16 protein-coding genes and 2 pseudogenes are annotated in these 18,817 nt (G+C 35.5%); 9 read left to right on the top strand and 9 right to left on the bottom strand.

Features of this window, described 5'->3' with window-relative positions; translation table 11 throughout:
- Window positions 1-63: 63 nt before the first annotated feature.
- Window positions 64-906: an EFR1 family ferrodoxin gene (locus tag PQ963_09440; GenBank protein ID MEN4029886.1), complete on the bottom strand. Its 843-nt coding sequence runs from the start codon at window positions 904-906 to the stop codon at window positions 64-66.
- A 34-nt stretch (window positions 907-940) separates the two neighbouring features.
- A complete protein-coding gene (locus PQ963_09435; GenBank protein ID MEN4029885.1) occupies window positions 941-1,156 on the bottom strand; it encodes a hypothetical protein in 216 nt (71 codons plus the stop codon).
- 123 nt (window positions 1,157-1,279) lie between these two features.
- On the opposite strand from PQ963_09435, the gene PQ963_09430 reads away from it, so the two are divergent.
- Complete coding sequence (locus PQ963_09430) at window positions 1,280-1,873, top strand: class I SAM-dependent methyltransferase (GenBank protein ID MEN4029884.1); 594 nt, start codon at window positions 1,280-1,282, stop codon at window positions 1,871-1,873.
- Between the two features lie 118 nt (window positions 1,874-1,991).
- Entirely contained in the window at window positions 1,992-2,372 is a 381-nt protein-coding gene (locus PQ963_09425; protein ID MEN4029883.1) for a cupin domain-containing protein, read from the top strand.
- A gap of 454 nt (window positions 2,373-2,826) precedes the next feature.
- On the opposite strand, the gene PQ963_09420 is transcribed toward PQ963_09425, so the two are convergent.
- The 3 genes from PQ963_09420 to PQ963_09410 form a co-directional block, all read right to left on the bottom strand.
- On the bottom strand, window positions 2,827-3,201 hold the full coding sequence (locus PQ963_09420) for a hypothetical protein (protein MEN4029882.1): 375 nt from the start codon (window positions 3,199-3,201) through the stop codon (window positions 2,827-2,829).
- Window positions 3,202-3,383: 182 nt separating this feature from the next.
- Window positions 3,384-4,565 (bottom strand): C39 family peptidase, encoded by a 1,182-nt coding sequence (locus PQ963_09415; GenBank protein MEN4029881.1) that lies wholly within the window; start codon window positions 4,563-4,565, stop codon window positions 3,384-3,386.
- 390 nt (window positions 4,566-4,955) lie between these two features.
- The gene (locus tag PQ963_09410) at window positions 4,956-5,576 is read right to left on the bottom strand and encodes a cobalt-precorrin-7 (C(5))-methyltransferase (GenBank protein ID MEN4029880.1); all 621 of its coding nucleotides are present in this window, start codon (window positions 5,574-5,576) and stop codon (window positions 4,956-4,958) included.
- Between the two features lie 697 nt (window positions 5,577-6,273).
- On the opposite strand from PQ963_09410, the pseudogene PQ963_09405 reads away from it, so the two are divergent.
- The 3 genes and pseudogenes from PQ963_09405 (at window position 6,274) to PQ963_09395 (ending at window position 10,919) form a co-directional block, all read left to right on the top strand.
- A pseudogene (locus tag PQ963_09405) lies at window positions 6,274-7,380 on the top strand (transposase).
- A gap of 131 nt (window positions 7,381-7,511) precedes the next feature.
- Complete coding sequence (locus PQ963_09400; GenBank protein ID MEN4029879.1) at window positions 7,512-7,982, top strand: hypothetical protein; 471 nt, start codon at window positions 7,512-7,514, stop codon at window positions 7,980-7,982.
- A 339-nt stretch (window positions 7,983-8,321) separates the two neighbouring features.
- Window positions 8,322-10,919: a right-handed parallel beta-helix repeat-containing protein gene (locus PQ963_09395; protein MEN4029878.1), complete on the top strand. Its 2,598-nt coding sequence runs from the start codon at window positions 8,322-8,324 to the stop codon at window positions 10,917-10,919.
- 200 nt (window positions 10,920-11,119) lie between these two features.
- Here the strand turns inward: PQ963_09395 and PQ963_09390 are convergent.
- The 4 genes and pseudogenes from PQ963_09390 to PQ963_09375 all read right to left on the bottom strand — a co-directional run bounded on the left by PQ963_09390 (window position 11,120) and on the right by PQ963_09375 (window position 13,809).
- Window positions 11,120-11,221, bottom strand: a pseudogene (locus PQ963_09390) (IS5/IS1182 family transposase).
- A gap of 114 nt (window positions 11,222-11,335) precedes the next feature.
- Entirely contained in the window at window positions 11,336-11,743 is a 408-nt protein-coding gene (locus PQ963_09385; GenBank protein MEN4029877.1) for a hypothetical protein, read from the bottom strand.
- Between the two features lie 612 nt (window positions 11,744-12,355).
- On the bottom strand, window positions 12,356-13,072 hold the full coding sequence (gene sfsA / locus PQ963_09380) for a DNA/RNA nuclease SfsA (GenBank protein MEN4029876.1): 717 nt from the start codon (window positions 13,070-13,072) through the stop codon (window positions 12,356-12,358).
- Window positions 13,073-13,074: 2 nt separating this feature from the next.
- The gene (locus tag PQ963_09375; protein ID MEN4029875.1) at window positions 13,075-13,809 is read right to left on the bottom strand and encodes a hypothetical protein; all 735 of its coding nucleotides are present in this window, start codon (window positions 13,807-13,809) and stop codon (window positions 13,075-13,077) included.
- Window positions 13,810-14,301: 492 nt separating this feature from the next.
- Between PQ963_09375 and cfbD the strand changes: the two genes are divergently transcribed.
- From cfbD to PQ963_09355, 4 genes are all read left to right on the top strand, one after another.
- Complete coding sequence (gene cfbD, locus PQ963_09370) at window positions 14,302-15,384, top strand: Ni-sirohydrochlorin a,c-diamide reductive cyclase catalytic subunit (GenBank protein ID MEN4029874.1); 1,083 nt, start codon at window positions 14,302-14,304, stop codon at window positions 15,382-15,384.
- An 87-nt stretch (window positions 15,385-15,471) separates the two neighbouring features.
- Entirely contained in the window at window positions 15,472-16,530 is a 1,059-nt protein-coding gene (locus PQ963_09365) for a sugar phosphate nucleotidyltransferase (protein MEN4029873.1), read from the top strand.
- Between the two features lie 14 nt (window positions 16,531-16,544).
- Complete coding sequence (gene hisH, locus PQ963_09360) at window positions 16,545-17,138, top strand: imidazole glycerol phosphate synthase subunit HisH (GenBank protein ID MEN4029872.1); 594 nt, start codon at window positions 16,545-16,547, stop codon at window positions 17,136-17,138.
- A gap of 51 nt (window positions 17,139-17,189) precedes the next feature.
- A complete protein-coding gene (locus tag PQ963_09355; protein MEN4029871.1) occupies window positions 17,190-18,521 on the top strand; it encodes an AIR synthase-related protein in 1,332 nt (443 codons plus the stop codon).
- Window positions 18,522-18,817 lie beyond the last annotated feature (296 nt).

The following is an 18,817-nucleotide window of genomic DNA, read 5'->3' as shown; positions in this document are numbered from 1 at the left end:
CTTCATTTTCAATAGATTAAAAATTCGAATGATAAATGAGTTCCATACCCTTACACTCATCAATCAGTATTTTGTGAAATATAGATTTTCCTTTATTTTTGCAGGATCTATGTAACCTTCAAGCTGCCAGGGCCCGCGATAATAGGACATATCACCAATAAAACGCAGATTCAACGCCTTTTGGGGGCATTCCTTAAAGCACCTGAAACAGGAAATGCACAGGTCATGATCTATGATGGGCTTCTTTTCTTTCACTTTAACAGCTCCTGAAGGGCAGACTTTTTCACATTTCATACAGGCTATGCATTTGCTGCTGTCAGTAACATAAAAAAATACTTTAATCATTTTTAAAACAATGAACTTAATCACTCTGATGATAGCGAGAGTAGCAGCCCCTAAATTGTGTTTATACGTACTATCCACGTATCCTGCATCAGCTTTAACAATATCAGCAACTTTAAGGCCAAAGTCAATTGCTCTCTTTAGATCTTTTTTGCGGAGCGGATACTTTTCAGACAGTTTCCTCGAGTAGATAATTCCATCCATACAGCCCCTGAATGTCATCTCAAAAGCGCCTATTATGTTGCCATTGTTTTCATCGACCATTCGGATCATTTCCCTGGTCGACCCGAAATGTGCAAAGCCTGCAGTTGAAAACAAAAATACTCGTTTGCCTGCAAAATCCAAATCTTTAGCCCAGTTTTTGATTGGTTCTGCAAAACCTCCATAGATTGGAGCACCGATGCCCATGACATCAACGCCGGTTATGTCATACTTACCGGCTTTCAGGTCTTCGATTTCGACCAAATCCACCTGAATTCCCCTCTCTTCCAGACCAAAAGCAATGAGTTTAGCCACGTATGCTGTGTTATTCGATGAAGAGAAGTAAATAAGCGGTACTAACATTAAAGTTCCACTCTCCTATTTTTTTGGTCTAAACTTAAGCAGATCTTTCTGCATAAAATTCTATAAATCCGCAGCTTTGACAACGAAACACGTCAATTTCGTACCTTTGATCTGGAAAATCCTCTGTAGAAAATGGATGTTCATCAATGGGAGCCCATATAAAGGGCGAATTCCCATATTTTCCCCTTTTTTGCAGTATTCCGTGAATCATCGTCCCGCTGCATTTGAGACATACTTTTTCATCAGCCATACTATTCACCAGATATGAATATGTACTTTTAAAATTATTAATGTTAAGTATATAAAAACAGAAACAATATCTTAAAATATTTAAAATTAATTTAATCCCAGTTCAATTAAAAAAATGATTAAAATGTTAGAATACAAAGGAATAGTAATTTACACTCACCCTGAGGTTTATGAGCCTGCAGAAGATACATTTTTATTTGCAGAAAATCTGGATATTCAAAGAGGCGATGAAGTGCTTGAAATAGGAACTGGAACAGGTTTAATAACTGTTTATGCTGCTCAAAGAACAAAAAGAGTTGTTGCAACCGATATAAACAAAAATGCCATCAAATGTGCCTTGAAAAACACCATTGCTAACAGAACCTATAACGTGGAATTAAGAGAAGGAAACCTTTTTGAACCTGTTGAAGGTGAAAAATTCGATCTTATTTTGTTTAATACTCCCTATCTTCCAACATCTGAGGATGAAAGACTTGATGAAGAGCTTAATACTGCTTTTGATGGAGGTTTAGAGGGTAGAGATACAATAGATGCCTTCATTGATCAGGTCAAAGATTATTTGAATGATGAAGGGCGTGTTCAGCTGGTGCAGTCTTCACTTGCAGATAACAAAAAAACCCTCACCAAACTGGAAGAATTAGGTTTTGAAGCTGAAATTACAGCCAGCAAAAAGTGTTTCTTTGAAGAAATTGTGGTTATAACTGGAAAATTGAAATAGACTTTATTAATTAAATTTTTCAACCGGAATTTGCAAGTGCATCCTGTTACCATAATCTCCTGAAAACTTATTAGCCATTCCTTTTAAATTGAACAATAAAAAAATTTCAGATGATTTTATGATTATAAGAGACATTAAAAACTGTGATTACTTTAGAGCAATGGATAAAACACTGCTATGCGAACTGCTTCATCCTGATAAAGAGAATGAAGATTTAAAGATAGATTTTAGTATTGCACATGCTGTTTTAAAGTGCGGTGAATCCTCAATTGTTCACAGACTTAAAACTTCAGTTGAAATTTACTATATTCTCCAAGGAAGAGGGATTATGCACATAGATGATGAAGCAGAAGAAATTCATCCAGGACAGGTTATTTACATTCCTGCTAATTCAAATCAATACATCGAAAATACTGGAAATGAAGAATTAAAGTTTTTATGTATTGTTAATCCCATGTTCTGCAGGACCGTTGCAAGTGCAGCAGGTCCACGGTTGTAATCTGTTGACTGCATTACAATTCCGGTTGTGTTTTTTTGTGGAATTGTGGAATTCTGTGCTATCATTTAACTGTGTATCTGCACTTTCTGTAGCTGCATTTCCCAACTATTAGAACTATAAACCCTCTTTAATAGACTCTTTTAAGGACGCCCTCGCTAAATATCTGCTAACTAAAAAGACTGATAAAAACAGTGTAATATAAGATACGCCAATGGCAATGTGATAGGGTAGATAGTTCCTAAGATATGACACTCCTATTAAGGCTATCACAACTAATAATCCAACTGCAATAATCTTTTTTAAGGGGGCCTTACCTAAGTAAGAAGAACAACTGGAAAATAAAAGTAAAATTGAAAAACAAATCCAAAGAATATCCCAAATACTATATCCCATCATTCTACACTGCTTGATCTGGTTGTTTCTGTGTATGTGGCTTGGAATCTTTTCTGATCATTTATACTATCAAACCAATAAAAAAATCAATTGATTTCGCAAGCATTGGAGGTAGAACTATAAGGACAATCCCTGCAATTAATCCTGTAATTAATCCTTTTCTAATAGAATCTTTTAAGGGCAGATTGGATATAAAATATCTATAAATTACTAATAAAAATACTATAGGTCCAATGAATTTTATAGTATCAATTAATCCAGTTAATTGATAAGCTGGGGGATTGTAAGCAGTTGCCCCAACTGTAATGAAAAATCCTATAAATAATCCTTCATTAATAGACTTATTTAAGGGCATCTTGTTTATATAACGAAGTAAAGACGCCCCAATTGCCACTATAATTACCAATATAATAGTCCTGATAATAAATTCCAGCATATTAATATCCTCCATAAAAAAGCAAAGCTCAAGGAAACTTTCGAAAGCTTTGCTTTCGATATAGCGAATTCCGCATGCTTCGTTTCCTTGGTCTCAAAAATCGAAGACTTTCAGTTTTGCAGAAAAAACACTTCGTGTTTGTTCGCTTTGTGTTCGGCAGCTGTAGGGGTATCTTGCAGATATTATCTACCAAAAACCAGAGTCATCCAAAATGGTCCTTTTGTTACTGCAATAGCTGTCCATAAGCACCATCGATCCCTGTTAGTCACTGTATATCCATACAGCGCACTGGCTCCAGCAAGTGCTGCCTTTTGTACCCTCTGGCGATCATTAAATGGTACTCTTTTTAATATAGCCCTTTTAATGGTTCCTGCAAGCTCTCTTCCACGTACTCCACTCTTCCATGCATGTTTTGCAATTTTTGCCGCCATTTTTATTGCCCAAACTTTTTTTGCAGCAATCGCCGCAAGAATGAATTTCCAAATAACTCTTCCTCGTATATCCTGCATAGTTTCAGCGGCCAAAGTTTGGCTGTTTTCTGGTTGTACAATGCTTGTATCTGTTATGTTTGTTTGATTTGAAGTTTCTGTTTGATTAACTTGCATGTTAGGATCAGTTATAACCAGAACATTGCCTGTGAAAATTGCACTGAACTCTTCTCTGCTCATTTCAATGTTTCCAAGGCTTGGGTCAGCAAGGTAAACACTATTTTCACTTACTTCTCTGATTACACTGTAATGGCCTTCGCCATCCAGTATAATATGCACGATGTTATTAGGTTTAAGATCATCAACTGATAATTTCATACCAGTTGCACTTAAACCTTTTGCTTTCGCTGCTTCTGATAATCCGTGCATTGTTGTCCCTGATGTGTCTGTGCCAGCAAGGACCTTGAGATCCCCTTCTGTGCTGTTTATACCCATGTTCTGCAGAACTGTTGCAAGTGCAGCTGGTCCACAGCTATAATCTGTTGACTGCATCACTATTCCACTGGTGTCTATTTGTGGAATTGTAATATTTTCGATTACATAGTCCTCTGAAGTTCCATTTAAATCTGGAACTTGCATATCTGTACTTGTAGCCTGATCATCTACTGATACAAGATTATCGCTCGTTGTAGTATTTTCTACAGTAGCTGATTCTGTACTTGACACATTTGCATTCGTGCCGAACGTTTCATTATCTATTCCTGTTGTTTTTCCACTTTCAACTGCTTCTACTAATTCAGATGCAGATGCAACATCTGCACCTTTTCCCTTAACTGCCAAATCAGCAGTTTGGGTTATTTCACTATATTCTGCAGCAACCGCCGGCGTCACTCCAATAATGAGTGCCACAAGCAAAACTGCAATATATTTTTTCATTTCTATACCCCCTTTTGGATTTAATTTTGGAAAACATGGTTTTAAGGCTTACATTGAAGATGGCTTAAAACCATACTTTACTAACTTCCCATTTTCATGGAAAGTTAAGTATACCTAAATCTTTCATGTATATAAATCTAACCATTTTAACGTTGTTTTAAAAGAATAATTTTGTTCTAACAGAACAATATTGCCCTGTAAGGACAAAGAAATTTTATATTTGATAAATTATAAAAATAGCCCGGTTATAAATTATATTTAGAAATCTTTGATTAACTTTCAACGTGATTAATACAGAGAAATAATAACACAAAAAAACAAGCAAATTCAACACTAATTTCAGTGAATATGCCAGTATTATGACTTATTTAAACAGAAAAAACCAAAAAACTAATAAACCACCATCACACACATATAACTGAATTCCATTTGCAAAATATCTTTTAAGGTAGATTCAACTATTTTTTCGTCTTCATAACTGAGTTTTTCACAAACCGATACTTTTCTATCCTTTTCAACACCATTTTCAATCAAAAATTCAGCCAATTCAGCAGGTTTAAAATTTGGAAGTATTATTGAAGGTTTTCCGTTTTCAATAATGTCTAAAATTTCTTCACAAATACCTTTCCCATGCATGGTAATTAAATCTGCATCATCCCATGGTATTTTAAGTTTTGCAGCACACAGCTGGACAGAACTCACACCAGGGATAACCTCAATTTCAACACCACTTTTCAGGTTTAAAATAGGCTTTAAAACTCCTGAAAATCCAGGATCGCCAGTTGAAAGAATTGCAACGGTTTTTCCGTTTTTAACTTTATCTACTGATTCTTTTAGACATTCGTTCATGTTTTTAGCGTTGATTTCTATTTTCTGTGAATCTGTTTTAAATAGATCCAAAGCTCTTTTGCTCCCCATGACTGTATCTGAATTATTAACAGCATTTAATGCTGCTTGAGTTAAATAATCCCTGGATCCCGGGCCTATTCCCACAACATAAAGCTTGGACATTGAAAAAAAACCCTTGTTTATAGATATAAATATTATCAGTAGTTGGCACAGTAGATTTTTATGGTGATGAGTTTTATGAGCCTTATTTTTCAGGATACAAGTCTTCCATAAGGTTTATAACTTATAGAAGACAGTGTATCCCTGAGTTAGTCATATCTTTAAATTTGGCACTATTAAATTTTTCGCAAAATAATTTAAAGATGCTGTTATTCCCCCGTTTTGAACCCGTTACATATTCGTGAAAAAGTAGAAGCACTTGGAAAAATTCACCATATATTTTGTGGCACCTGCCACCAATAACCTCCAGGATAACTACTACTCTACCAGCCTTAAAAACGCACCGAAAGCACTGAGAACTGATAGAGGAATAATTTATAAAACTATCAGCAATGAAAAAATATCATAAATCCACATATTCCCTGATTATTATGGGTAAAAGATATTATGGGTAAAAGTAATATTAAATGGCTAAAAAACTCATAATATAATTTTTTACAGGTAAAAGGTATATTAACTAACAGGGTGTCTGATTTGGTGTGAAAATTCATGGGTTATCCAGGTTTAATTTCACGCATTGATAATTATTTAAATGTTCCTGGTAAAAGTACAGTTGGATATTTTGTATATATTAAAATGGGGTCTTAAGAATCGAAAGATTTATTAATAAGGGGACATAACATTTTATTAGGTGATTAAAATGAATATCCCTTTAAATCCTGATTCAAAAGACCCTGTTTGGACTTTGTTTGGCAAAGTAATTAAACTTATCGATAGTAGAACTTTCGAGCAGGAACTGGCTCGAAACAGGCTGCAAAGCATAAAAAGATACCAAACCATGCTAAAAATAGTTTTACTGGCTTCATATTTTAATTTAGAAGTGTCACATGTTTACTTTGAGGTAAAAAACCGGGAAAAGCTCCGGAAATTCTTAAATATTGACGAATTGTTAACTTTAAAACAGGTGAGAGAGGTTTTTTCACGAAAATATGAACAAAAATATCTGGAAATGGCATTAAAAACATTAAATAAACTACAATTTAAAAAAATACGAGAGGTTAAAACTGTTTTAATTGATTCAACCCTGCTACTTATAGATTTGAAATTTAATGGGAAGTTTATTTCAAAGCAAACATGTCTGGATAAAGACTACAAAAGAGGCTTTTCTACCTCCAAGGGCCATTATGCTGGCTTCCAAATGACATTAGCAGTAGAATATGAAACATTAAGACCACTTGCAATATTAATTCATCCGGGTTCACCGAATGATGCTAAAATATTTGATGAAATGTTGTTCGAACTAAAAAGAAGAAGATTACTAAGAAAAGGACAACTGATAATTGCAGATAAAGGATTTTATAGTGCATGCAATTATTTAATAGGGATAAACAAATATAAAATAGTTCCTTTAATATTTCCAAGGAAAAAACCAACCCTAGAAGTGTTAAAAGACAAAATAACCAATCCATTAGATTATTTTGACTGTGAAAATAAGTCAGGATCAATATACGAGAAACTTTCAAAATTCAAAGAATTTTGATTGCCCGAAAAATCAGAGATTTTTCGACGGCTACGAGAACGATTATTCAAATTACTTCCTAAATGGGAGGATTTTCGCCGAACAAGATGGAAAATCGAAAAAGTATTTCAATTCCTCAAAGAAAACTTAGGTTTAGGTCATATACACGCATATACTAAACGATCAGTCTATAAAAAAGCCTATCTAAATGTACTTTTACTGGGAATATTAGTATCCTATGGCCAAAGCGAAATCCAGGAAATCTACGCCCTGGAAAATTTCACTTAAAACGGACACCCTGTTAACTAATGAAAAGAATTAGGAATCAAGAGTTATTCAGAAAGGTATATATCACTGAAAAAATCGGCAGTACTCTGCAAAAGATAAATGATGGATAATCAAAAAGAGGAGGTGAAAAAATGGTGGTAAATAATACGGTAGTAACTAATGCTACTAATGCTACAATTCCATATATATCTCAAATACACGTCGTTTGGATAAGTGTACTTTGTATATTCCTTTTCGTTGGCATCGTAGCACTTTTGATCTGGAAGGTGGCACCTGCGTACATGAAGGAACGTCCAGGACAAAGACCTAAGCTATTAACATACATAGCACTCATCTTAATAATCCTTACAATAATTTTACTTGGATTGAATAGAGTTCTTACTACAGATCATTGTGCAACTTTACTTGCTGCAATAGCAGGATATGTGTTAGGTAGAGCTGGGCAAAGACAGGTAATCACAACTGAACCTGGTAAAATGAGGATCGAAGCTGGACCAGTTGCAGAAAAAACCCCAGAAACTGAACCAGTTACAAAAAGCCCTCAAAAAGATTCAAAAAAACGTGGAGATTCTAATGAAAATGTCCAGGAAAAAGACACGTAGCTTTATTTAAAACTCTTTTTATTTTTGTCAAATAAGATTTGAGTTTCGTAAAAAATGGGCCTGTTAGGATTCGACCCTATGATCTCTATGATCTCACGGTTATCAACTGTGCACTCTAAGCAGGCTGAGCCACCGGTCCTCCTGATCAACCTTTTAGAAACGATAAATTTAAATGTAATTCAAAACCACACTATTTTTGTATATCACATTTGATAAAATCATTTACTGACAGTTTCGATGGATTATTTCACTTCATTTGCATTTTTTTGAAGCGCACCATTAAATTGATTCCCTCAAGACCAGTGATTTTACTTAATCAGGCATAAAGGAGGTGAAAAAATGAAACAAGCAATTTTCTTAGCACTCTTAGCACTGCTTATGATTCTTATAAGCAGCACAGTTTCAGCAACTGCTTTTAACAACACTACAAACATCGATAGAAACATCAGCGATAGACAGATACAGCCAGTAATAGATAATCCTGCCACCATAGCAAATGACACCCTATTAATAAGACCAGGAAACTACACAGGTAATATAGTTGTGAATAAGACCCTGACCCTGCGGTGGGATGGTACTACCAGACCTATTATAGAAGGGCCAATAACTATAACTCCTGCTGGAAGTGGTTCACGCTTGATAGGACTGCATATAAGAGGAAATGGTACAGGTACAGGAATTTTATTGAATGGATCAAATAACATTACAATTGAAGACAGTATTATAGAAGGATTCTTGATGGGTATATCTATAGTGAATGCCAGCAACACCACCATAACAAGAAGCACTATAAGAAACAACACTAATGGAATCATCAGCGATGGTAATGCCACCAACATCAGCATGAACAACATAACCGGGAACTTGGGTGGTGGAATCGATATCTTTACTGCCAACAACACCATCATCAGTGGAAACAACATAAGTGGGAACCGGGATGATGAAGGAATCGAGTTTCATGGTGATGCCAACAACAACACCATCACCGGAAACAACATAACTGGGAACGGGGGTGGAATCACCATCCATGGTACTGCCACCAACAACACCATCAGTGGAAACAACATAACTGGGAGCCTTTATTTTGGGGGAATCGTCATCAGGACTGCCACCAACAACACCATAACCGGGAACAACATAACGAACAGTGGAATTGGAATCAGCATCTGGAGTAATGCCACCAACAACACCATAACCGGGAACACTATAACCGGGAGCCCGATGGATGGAATCAACGTCGGGGGTGATGCCACCAACAACACCATCAGCATGAACAACGTGACCGGGAACGATAGGAATGGAATCGCCGTCGTCGGTACTGCCACCAACAACACCATCAGCATGAACACCATAACCGGGAACCGATTTAATGGAATCAGCATCACTACTGCTAACAACAACACCATCAGCATGAACACCATAACCGGGAACCATGTGGATGGAATCGTTGTCGGTAATGCCAGCAGCAACACCATCACCGGAAACAGCATAACCATGAACAGGGAACATGGAATCAACATCCATACTATTGCCACCAACAACACCATCACCGGAAATACCATCACCGAGACCGTGAACTTGGATGGAATCCACATCAGTGAAGCCACCAACAACACCATCATCAGGAACAACATAACCGGGAACAGTAGGACTGGAATCCACATCAGCGGCATCAAGACTGCCACCAACAACACCATCAGCGGCAACAGCATAACCAGGAACAATGTTGATGGAATCGGCATCCTTACTGCCATCAACAACACCATCAGCATGAACAACGTGACCGGAAACGTGAGGGATGGAATCCACATCAGGACTGCCACCAACAACACCATCAGCGGCAACAACATAACCGGAAACCTACTTAATGGAATCAACATCCCTATTATTGCCACCAACAACACCATCAGCAGAAACACCATCACCAACAACACTCATGATGGAATCTTCCTTGGTACAGGACCGCACACCGGAAACAGGATAAACTTCAACAGAATAATTCCTGTAGCTGGCAGATTTGCCATCATTAATACCGCAACTGCACATGCAGTGAATGCAACCCTCAACTGGTTTGGTACTAACAATGTAACAGCAGCGTTGATTTCTGGTAACGTGACCTTTACACCGTGGCTGGTACTTAACATCAGCGCCACACCAGACAATATATACACTGGAGGAAATTCTACTGTGGCTGCTGACCTCAGACACGATAGTAACGGAACATTACACAATGTAACCTATCTTATGGATGGAATACCAGTAACTTGGGGCAGTACCTTTGGAACTGTAGATCCAGTTTCGGGTAATACCACTAACAGCACAGCAAACACCACTTTCACTGCTGGAAACACACCCGGAACTACTAATGTAAGCGCAGCAGTTGATACTCAAACTGTGTATACGTCTATCCAGATAGCAGCTCTTCCAACCGCTGCAGCCAGTCCACGTGGAGGTAACTACTACAACAATGTAACTGTTAATTTAACATCAAGCGGAGGATATGATCCTGTAAGGATTTTCTTCACAACTAATGGAAGCATACCAACAAATGCCAGTGCAGTATACGCTGCACCATTAAACTTTGTCAGAACTACCATTCTCAGGTTCTTTGCACAGGACAATCTGGGAACTAACTCCTCAGTGTACAGTGAAACCTATAATGTTTACCGTCAGGTAGCTTACACGTACACTGTTAGAGTACCTGTTATGAGATGGGTTAAAAGATGGTACAGATCCTGGTATAAATCCGGAGGTAAATGGAAGTTTAAATGGAGATCCAGATGGGTTAGCGTGCCTGCTACTATTAGAGTTAAAAGATGGTACAGATCCTGGTATAGATCGGGAGGTAAATGGAAGTTTAAATGGAGATCCAGATGGGTTAGAGTTCCAAGAACCACCATTAAACATAGAACTGGACAAAGATGGGAGTTAAGTTGAAAACTCTTTCATTTTTTTATTTTTTTAAAATTAACTCTCTGAATATCATGTATTTTATTTTAATAACTTAGAGCCTGTTGAACCAGGCACTGTTAATGATGCTCTGCATGCTGAAACTATAAACTAACTGATCAGAGCTTAAGAGCTTAAAGGATAACTTAAAAGGCCTAAAACTTTCTTTATTTTGAAATCTTTCCTTAGAAGATGATAGGAAGGATCCTAAACCTTGATATTCCAACTAAATAATTATAGTAGCTGTAATAGCCTTTATCCATAATTATGATATCCCCTTTCCTTGTTATGTGAAAACATCAAAAAAAAACTCAAAAAGGAAGTAAATAGAAATTCTGTATTATTTTTTTAAAATAAAATTTTATCTGATTTGATCTAATCAAACCCTTTTTAAACTCTTTTTTTCATTGTTTAAAGTTTTTAAGGAATATTTGCTGTGTTTCTGGAGTTAAGCTTTTTATCTGGTCTGGTGTTACAAGTAGAGCTAAATCCTGTGCAGCTTGTATTGCGTTGTCTCTTTTTTCTAATGCAGATTCTCGTTTTTTCATTGCGTCTTCTTTTAATGCTGCTTCTGCAGCTACTGCTTCCTTTTTTCCTGCAGCGCCAACATTTATACCAAAATATGCTCCTATGATTATACCAATTACACTTGTTAATCCACTAAACAGTGCTAAAACATCATTAGCTTCAGTTAGTCCCGCTCTAGTTGAAACAAATGCTACACCAAGCACTATTAATGCAGCTATCAGTACTACTGCGTTATACATATTGCTATCCAACCCTCTTATAGGTTTATTGCCATCATCGCCCATATCATCACTCTCTATCCATTAATTTCTTTATACACCTTCTTGTTCTCCTACTGGTTCGGTTTGGCAAGTTCCAATGTATGCAAATTTGTTGTCAGTGTTTATTGCAAGATATAATGGTTTTTCATATCTAATCAGATTTACAATATCATTAAATCAGCTTATTGCATAGGAGAACTTCGATTAATGTGTTTGTTCTTTAGATCTATTTAAATCTTGGGTCTTATTAATTGATGGATCGAATTAGGTTAAAATCTGTTTAAATCAGTATATACAAATTAGTATTATAGCCATATGAGTATCATAAAGTCGTTAAACCAATATTTTCTGGATAAGTACAGAGAAATATAGGATGAATTGCAAATACAGGAAATGGGCTAAAAAAAGGCGAGAAATCGTATTATCAGTAGTAAAATAATTTGTAGATATGGTTAAAATACTCTGATTTTATGAAAAATGTATGTTTCATAGCATTAATCTGTGATCCTTTAATAGGTTTGTAGGGATATCCTTTTCAACATGCTCAGGCATGGAAATTGTTGTTTTTAGTTTTTTTGCGAAACTAAATAAATCTATGATAAGTATTCACCTGGAAATTGCATCCTGCCCATAAACTTAAATTAAAGATTTAAAACCTATTTTAATTCTTTTAAAAGGTTTTATTTCCAAAATTCCTTTTTTGTATTTATTTTTAAATGAATAAGCAATTATGTTAACTCCTTTTTTATATGCTTCCTTTAAAGCATTTGAAAAATGGGGATCCATCTTGAAATTCGGAGAAAAGAATTTTGCATCCTCACAGGTTATTAAAAATAATATCGATGCATTAAATCCTTTTTTTCTGGCTTTTATGAGTTCTTTAACATGTCTTTTACCTCTTGAAGTTGGTGCATCTGGAAATTTGGCCAATCCCTCCTCAACCAGCGTGCATCCTTTAACTTCAACCAGCATTTTTGCACTCTTTTCAGCTGAAAGCAGAAAATCAATTCTGCTTTTACCGTAAGTGTACTCTCTTTTTTCAACAGAATAACCTTTAAATTCGTTTATAGTTTGTGAATCAATTAAATCGGCAGCCATACTCTCATGAAACCCAGAGTTTATTAATACCCACAAATTCTCCTTTAAAACGCCTATTACATCAAATTTAGTCTTCCTATTTTCAGTATTTAAGGCGGGCCTTAAAATCAAGTCTGCATTATCAATTAAGAGTTCTTTAAGTCTTCCAGGATCTCTTAAATGTGCATTTTCAATTTTATTATTGTATTTGAACGTTACGGTGAATCGGTTAGGCCTCTCTACAAATTTTCCCTTTATTAAATTTTTGATTATCATTTTCAATTCACTTCAATTTTTTCAACTGCCCTTATAAAATCAGCAGCATGCTTTAAAGACGTTTCATATGGTTCGTATCTATAGGTTTCATATATTATTGCTGGTGTTCCAGAGTTTATTATGGGTATTGTAACATAAAGAGGGCTTGTTGGACCTTTTTCTTTAGGAGGTAGATAATAAACAATTCCCGGTAATTCAGCTATTAGTTTGGTGGCAATAGACTTTGATCTAACATCCTCCCTGGGAGCAAAGATGAAAAATTCTTCAAGGTAATTACCCCCGCTATGAGAATGCACATCCACCACCAGATCATAGTTATTCTGTATTATATCTGGAACAGCAAATTTACTTGCCAGCAGCTGCCCATTCATTCTTCCCTCGTTGTACAAATCCCTATCTTTAGTAACATTCACGCTATAGATATAATAAGAATAATTAGCAGATTTATTTAAGCTTAAAATAGATTTAGCAATGGTTTTATGAGAATTTATCTCTAATGGATGAACTCCCACAATAAAAGCAATTTTTTGTGTTCTGTTTAGGTTCCCGTAAGGCCCGCTTTTTAAAACAACTCCATAATCTGCGCTCCCCAATACCTGAACAGAATATGATCCAATGGAATTAAGACTTAAACCTTCTTTTTGATAATCCTTATATAAATCAGAATAATCCATTAATCCTGCTAATATAATTACTGATATAATGATTATTATAAATGAAAAGCTGATTTTATTCATTAGAACTCCTTAACATAATGAATCTGGATCTCATGATCTTATATTTTTTCATTTTACCTATCGTATATCCCGATGCAACTCTTTCTCTTCTTAATTCTTTGTTATATTTTGTTATCCTCTGGTACTTGAATCATGTGTTCTTTAATGTTTCTATGAATGGTAGAGGTTGTTTTTTAAATAGGTTGTAATCGTGTTTTTTCTTCAACACTTTTAATTTAACAGGTTTTTAACTTATCATTCCAATAATATCACATTAAATTTAAATTTCCAGGTGATTAAAGTTAACATCTGATTTTATTCAAAAATTGAATATGCCCTGTTCTCCACATTAAATAAACATTTTAAGACTCGATGTTTAAATTCTATAGAATCTTTAAATATAAATAAAAAACTGATCAAGATATAAACAGAGAGCACTATTAACATTCCATTCATAACAAATTATTTCAAAAAACATGGTTTACCACTGAATTGCTATTTAGAGGTGAAAATTTGCATCCAAGACCAAGTCCAATCGCAGCATCATTATATACATTAAGAGACATGAATACTGACGTTATCATACTGCACGGCCCTCATGGCTGTTGTTTTAGAACAGGAAGACTCCTTGAAAATGACGGTGTAAGAGTTGTAACCACTGCAATGTCTGAAAATGATTTTATCTTTGGAGCATCAGCCAAACTGGAAGAAACACTGAAAGAAGTGGATTCCATGTTCTCTCCCCAGCTTGTGGGAATTGTTGGAACCTGCGCCAGTATGATAATAGGGGAAGACCTTAAAGAGGCTGTTTCAAACGCAGATATAAATGCTAAAGTACTTATTGTTGAATCTCACGGAGGCTTAAGCGAAGGAGACAATACAGAAGGTGCAATAGCAGTTTTAGAAGCGGCAAGTAATGGAGGGATAATCTCAAAAGAAGAAACAGAAAGACAGTCAAAAATGCTTAGATTAGCTACAGAAATAGAAAAAACCAGAGGAATGGCCAAAGGAGGTTACATAGCCCCATCGTATGGTGACGATAAGGATGAAATAGCTTCCATACTTGTTGAAAAATTAAAAAACAACAAAAAGACTGTGATAGTGTTAAATGCAAAAAAAGAAACATCATATTTATTTTCAGACATATTGAAAATTCAATTTAACAAAATAAACCCCAATAATATGCCTTTTATAATTGCAAACCTCGATGAAAACACAGGACTTCCAAGAATAAGACAACACGCAGCAAATATCAAAAAAGAACTCAAAAATAACGGCATTGAAATTGATGTTATCACCGGTGGGCTTGATGAATATCCGGTAACTGGAAAAAAAGCTGTTGAAGCTTTAAAGGATATTGATGTAGATTTTGTTGTTGTTGCAGGAGTGCCCCATGCACTACCCATAGAAACACTGAATGCAGAGACTTTAGCAATAACAGACGGTCCGAGACTTGTTAAGCCCTTAAAAGAGTTAGGTTACACCCATGTTGTCACAGAACTTGATGCACATGCTAAAACCTTAGGTGTGCATGAAATTGTGGGTTCAGATTTTGGTGATGCAGTAAAAAAAGTCCTGAATAAAAAAATAGATTAATATGTATATTTAAATTGAAATTCAAATCTCCAGCAGATTAATATCTGTGAAAATAAAAATAACAGTAATGGATTATTTGGTGATAAAATGAACAGTACCACAGGCATGATACTTTGCGGCGGCTTTGGAAAAAGATTAAGACCACTTACAGAACGAATTCCCAAGCCTTTAATTGAAATTAAAGATAATTACTCCATTTTAAAGGGTCAGAACAATTATACTATCCTTGATAAACAAATTTTTGATTTTAAAAATGCTGGTGTAGAACGTGTGCTTCTTTTAACCGGATTTTTAAGCGAAAAAATCCAGGAACGATATGGAAACAGTTACAATGGAATGAAAATTGAATACGTAATAGAAGACGAGCCCCTCGGAACATTAAATGCCATAAGATTAGGTATGGAACATGTTAACAAAGGTGAACAGTGTGTAATACGGAATGGAGATGTTGTAGCTGATTTAAACATAAAAAAGATGATTTATCAGGGTGCAAAATCAGATTATCCTCTTTCCATGTTCATCACCAAAATGGTTTCACCATATGGTATAGTTGAAATAAGTGGGGATAAACTTGTTTCATTTAAGGAAAAGCCTCTTCTTGATTATTACATAAACGGGGGAGTTTATTTTTCAAACGGCGAAATTAATTTCGGCGATTTTGAAGTGGGAGATATTGAAAAAACAGTATTTCCAATGATGGCCAAGGAAAATCAGCTTGGTTATTACAAAGAGAATGGTTTATTCTGGATGGCAATAGACACCTCCAAAGAACTTGAAGAAATTAAAAAGGAATATAAAAACAGGGAAGATAAACCATGGGGATATGAAAAAGTGTTAATTTACACAGAAAAGTATCTTACAAAGGAATTATTTATAAGAGAAGGCTATCAGACCTCTTTCCATTACCATGCTGAAAAAGATGAAACCATGTACATATTAGGTGGTGCAGGTTACATAGAATTTGAAGACCGTAAAGAGTACTTTGAAAAGAATGATACAGTAAGAATAGAGCCAGGAAAGCTTCATTCAATAGTTGCAATGGAAAATACAGTTTTACACGAAGTTTCAACACCACATCTGGACGATACTATCCGTGTAAACGATTATTATGCCAGAGCTGCGCATGATAAGTCTGTATCTCCTTAATTTAGGTAAATGAAATGATAGTTATAATCGATTATGGGTCTGGAAATCTCAAAAGCATCAAAAATGGTTTTTCAAAGATAGGTGAAGAGACAATCGTATCTCAAGACATCCAGAAAATAGAAAAAGCTGATGCCCTGATCTTACCGGGAGTAGGAGCATTTGGAAAGGCCATGGAACAGCTTGAAAACTACAAGGATTTAATCCATGAACACATAGATGCAGGAAAACCATTTTTAGGTGTATGTTTAGGACAGCAAATTCTATTTACAAAAAGTGAGGAAAGTGAAGGAATAAAAGGATTAAATGTACTTAAAGGAGAAGTATTACGCCTACCTGAAGGTTTAAAAATACCTCACATGGGCTGGAATAATTTAGAAATTAAAAATAGGTGCAGTTTACTTGAAGGAATAGATAATGACTACATGTATTTTGTTCATTCTTATTATGTAAAGCCTGAAGATGAAAATATCATAGCAGCAACCACAAGTTATGGAATTGACATTCCAGCAGCCATATGCAAGGACAATGTCTTTGCTACACAGTTTCACCCTGAAAAGAGCGGAGAAAAGGGTTTAAATATTTTGAAAAACTTTGTAAATGGTATTTAAAACTTCAAAGGAGAATATTATGTGGACATAGAAGGTTACGTAAGGCATGCAATAAAAACTGAGGATGAAAAATCAATCCAGCAAAGTTTGAAAGATAAAATTCTGGAATATAAGAATATTAATCCAGAACAGGCTTCAAAAATGGCATATGCTGTAATTGAAGAGGTAAAACATACCCTGGAAATTGAATCATGCTCTGATGGGTTTTTAAAGGAATTAATAGAGTATCCCCGGGCAGATGTTGCAATGGGTGAAATTGGTGTTGGTTCTCGAGGTGAAGGAGATTTCTTCGTTCACAGAAAAATAGCAGATATTGTCTCAAGCACACACACTAGCGCTTTTATAACTCCTGAAGCTCAAGACGATGGAGGAGTGGTCAAAAAAAGCGTTGAATCAAATGATGTTTACATAACAACAGCGGTTGATGGTATACACTCCCGTTTAAGCGAATATCCATTTTTAGGAGGATTTCACGTTGCAAGAGCTGCACTTAGAGATGTTTGTGTCATGGGAGCAGATCCAGTTGCTGTTATAAGCGATTTACACCTTGCAGATGATGGGGACGTTGGAAAACTCTTTGATTTTACTGCAGGAGTTTGTGCAGTCTCAGAACTTGTAAACGTGCCACTTGTAGCTGGAAGTACGCTTCGAGTTGGTGGAGACATGGTTTTAGGCGATAGATTAGTGAGCGCCGTGGGTGCAATAGGAATATCAGAATATCCTCCAACTGCAAGGAAGCGCGCTGAAGTTGGGGACGTTATTTTAATGACTGAAGGTTCTGGAGGAGGAACCATAACCACAACAGCCATATATCACGGCATGTTTGATGTAGTACGTGAAACAATGGATATAAACTTCATAAAGGCATCAGAAGCCATATTTAATGCAGGATTACTCTCTGAAGTTCATGCCATGACCGACGTTACTAACGGTGGGCTTCGTGGAGATGCACATGAAATTTCAAGGACAACAGGGCTTGGATTAACATTCTCCAATGATAAGATAAGAGAACTGATAAATCCAAAAGTGCTTGATATGCTTGAAGAACTTGATATTGACCCTCTTGGAGTTTCTATAGATTCTCTGATGATAATTGCCCCTGAAGACGTTGCAGAGAAGGTTAAAAAAGCAATATCAAGCGTAGATGTAGCTATATCTAAAATTGGTTATGTTGATGACAGTGGAAAAGCGAAACTTATAAAAGATGGTGCTGAAGAAGAATTAAAGCCACTCTTTAGAGAAGCAGCTTATACAAAGATTAAAAAAATTGTTGGAGATACAGAACCTCAGAATTTTGATATAATGCGTGAAAAGGTTGAAAAAGCTGCTTTAAATGCAATAAAGAAAAAAAACAGAGTGGTAAAGTTTATAAGGGAAAAATAGTTCTTTTACTCCTTTTGGAGTTGTCCAGTAATTCAAAATCAAAAAAGGATAAATTAAACAGCTTTAAACTGTAAAATAAAGCAGAAAATTTAAGATGTCAAAATTAATTACTTGACGGCATCCTTTTTTAAAATATGTTTCCAGTTCTCCCTGATGATTCTTTCTTTAGTTAATTATAAATATGCTGATTTTACACATAGAATTAAAAGTATAATAACATTATGATAATTAGTATTCACTAATATTCTATTAAACATTAATTTGCTATTTAACTAAAAAAATTTACCACTTAAAAT

It is taken from the genome of Methanobacterium sp. (assembly GCA_039666455.1).
Classification (GTDB): Archaea; Methanobacteriota; Methanobacteria; order Methanobacteriales; family Methanobacteriaceae; genus Methanobacterium_D.
This window is presented reverse-complemented; position numbering and strand designations above follow the sequence as displayed.

What these genes read in the sequence shown, in the direction of transcription:
- PQ963_09385 (MEN4029877.1), bottom strand. Translation starts at nt 11,743, where the DNA reads ATGGGCGATGATGGCAATAAACCTATAAGAGGGTTGGATAGCAATATG.
- hisH (MEN4029872.1), top strand. Translation starts at nt 16,545, where the DNA reads ATGATAGTTATAATCGATTATGGGTCTGGAAATCTCAAAAGCATCAAA.
- PQ963_09375 (MEN4029875.1), bottom strand. Translation starts at nt 13,809, where the DNA reads ATGAATAAAATCAGCTTTTCATTTATAATAATCATTATATCAGTAATT.
- PQ963_09365 (MEN4029873.1), top strand. Translation starts at nt 15,472, where the DNA reads ATGAACAGTACCACAGGCATGATACTTTGCGGCGGCTTTGGAAAAAGA.
- PQ963_09435 (MEN4029885.1), bottom strand. Translation starts at nt 1,156, where the DNA reads ATGGCTGATGAAAAAGTATGTCTCAAATGCAGCGGGACGATGATTCAC.
- PQ963_09420 (MEN4029882.1), bottom strand. Translation starts at nt 3,201, where the DNA reads ATGCTGGAATTTATTATCAGGACTATTATATTGGTAATTATAGTGGCA.
- PQ963_09425 (MEN4029883.1), top strand. Translation starts at nt 1,992, where the DNA reads ATGATTATAAGAGACATTAAAAACTGTGATTACTTTAGAGCAATGGAT.
- sfsA (MEN4029876.1), bottom strand. Translation starts at nt 13,072, where the DNA reads ATGATAATCAAAAATTTAATAAAGGGAAAATTTGTAGAGAGGCCTAAC.
- PQ963_09410 (MEN4029880.1), bottom strand. Translation starts at nt 5,576, where the DNA reads ATGTCCAAGCTTTATGTTGTGGGAATAGGCCCGGGATCCAGGGATTAT.
- PQ963_09430 (MEN4029884.1), top strand. Translation starts at nt 1,280, where the DNA reads ATGTTAGAATACAAAGGAATAGTAATTTACACTCACCCTGAGGTTTAT.
- PQ963_09415 (MEN4029881.1), bottom strand. Translation starts at nt 4,565, where the DNA reads ATGAAAAAATATATTGCAGTTTTGCTTGTGGCACTCATTATTGGAGTG.
- PQ963_09395 (MEN4029878.1), top strand. Translation starts at nt 8,322, where the DNA reads ATGAAACAAGCAATTTTCTTAGCACTCTTAGCACTGCTTATGATTCTT.
- PQ963_09440 (MEN4029886.1), bottom strand. Translation starts at nt 906, where the DNA reads ATGTTAGTACCGCTTATTTACTTCTCTTCATCGAATAACACAGCATAC.
- PQ963_09400 (MEN4029879.1), top strand. Translation starts at nt 7,512, where the DNA reads ATGGTGGTAAATAATACGGTAGTAACTAATGCTACTAATGCTACAATT.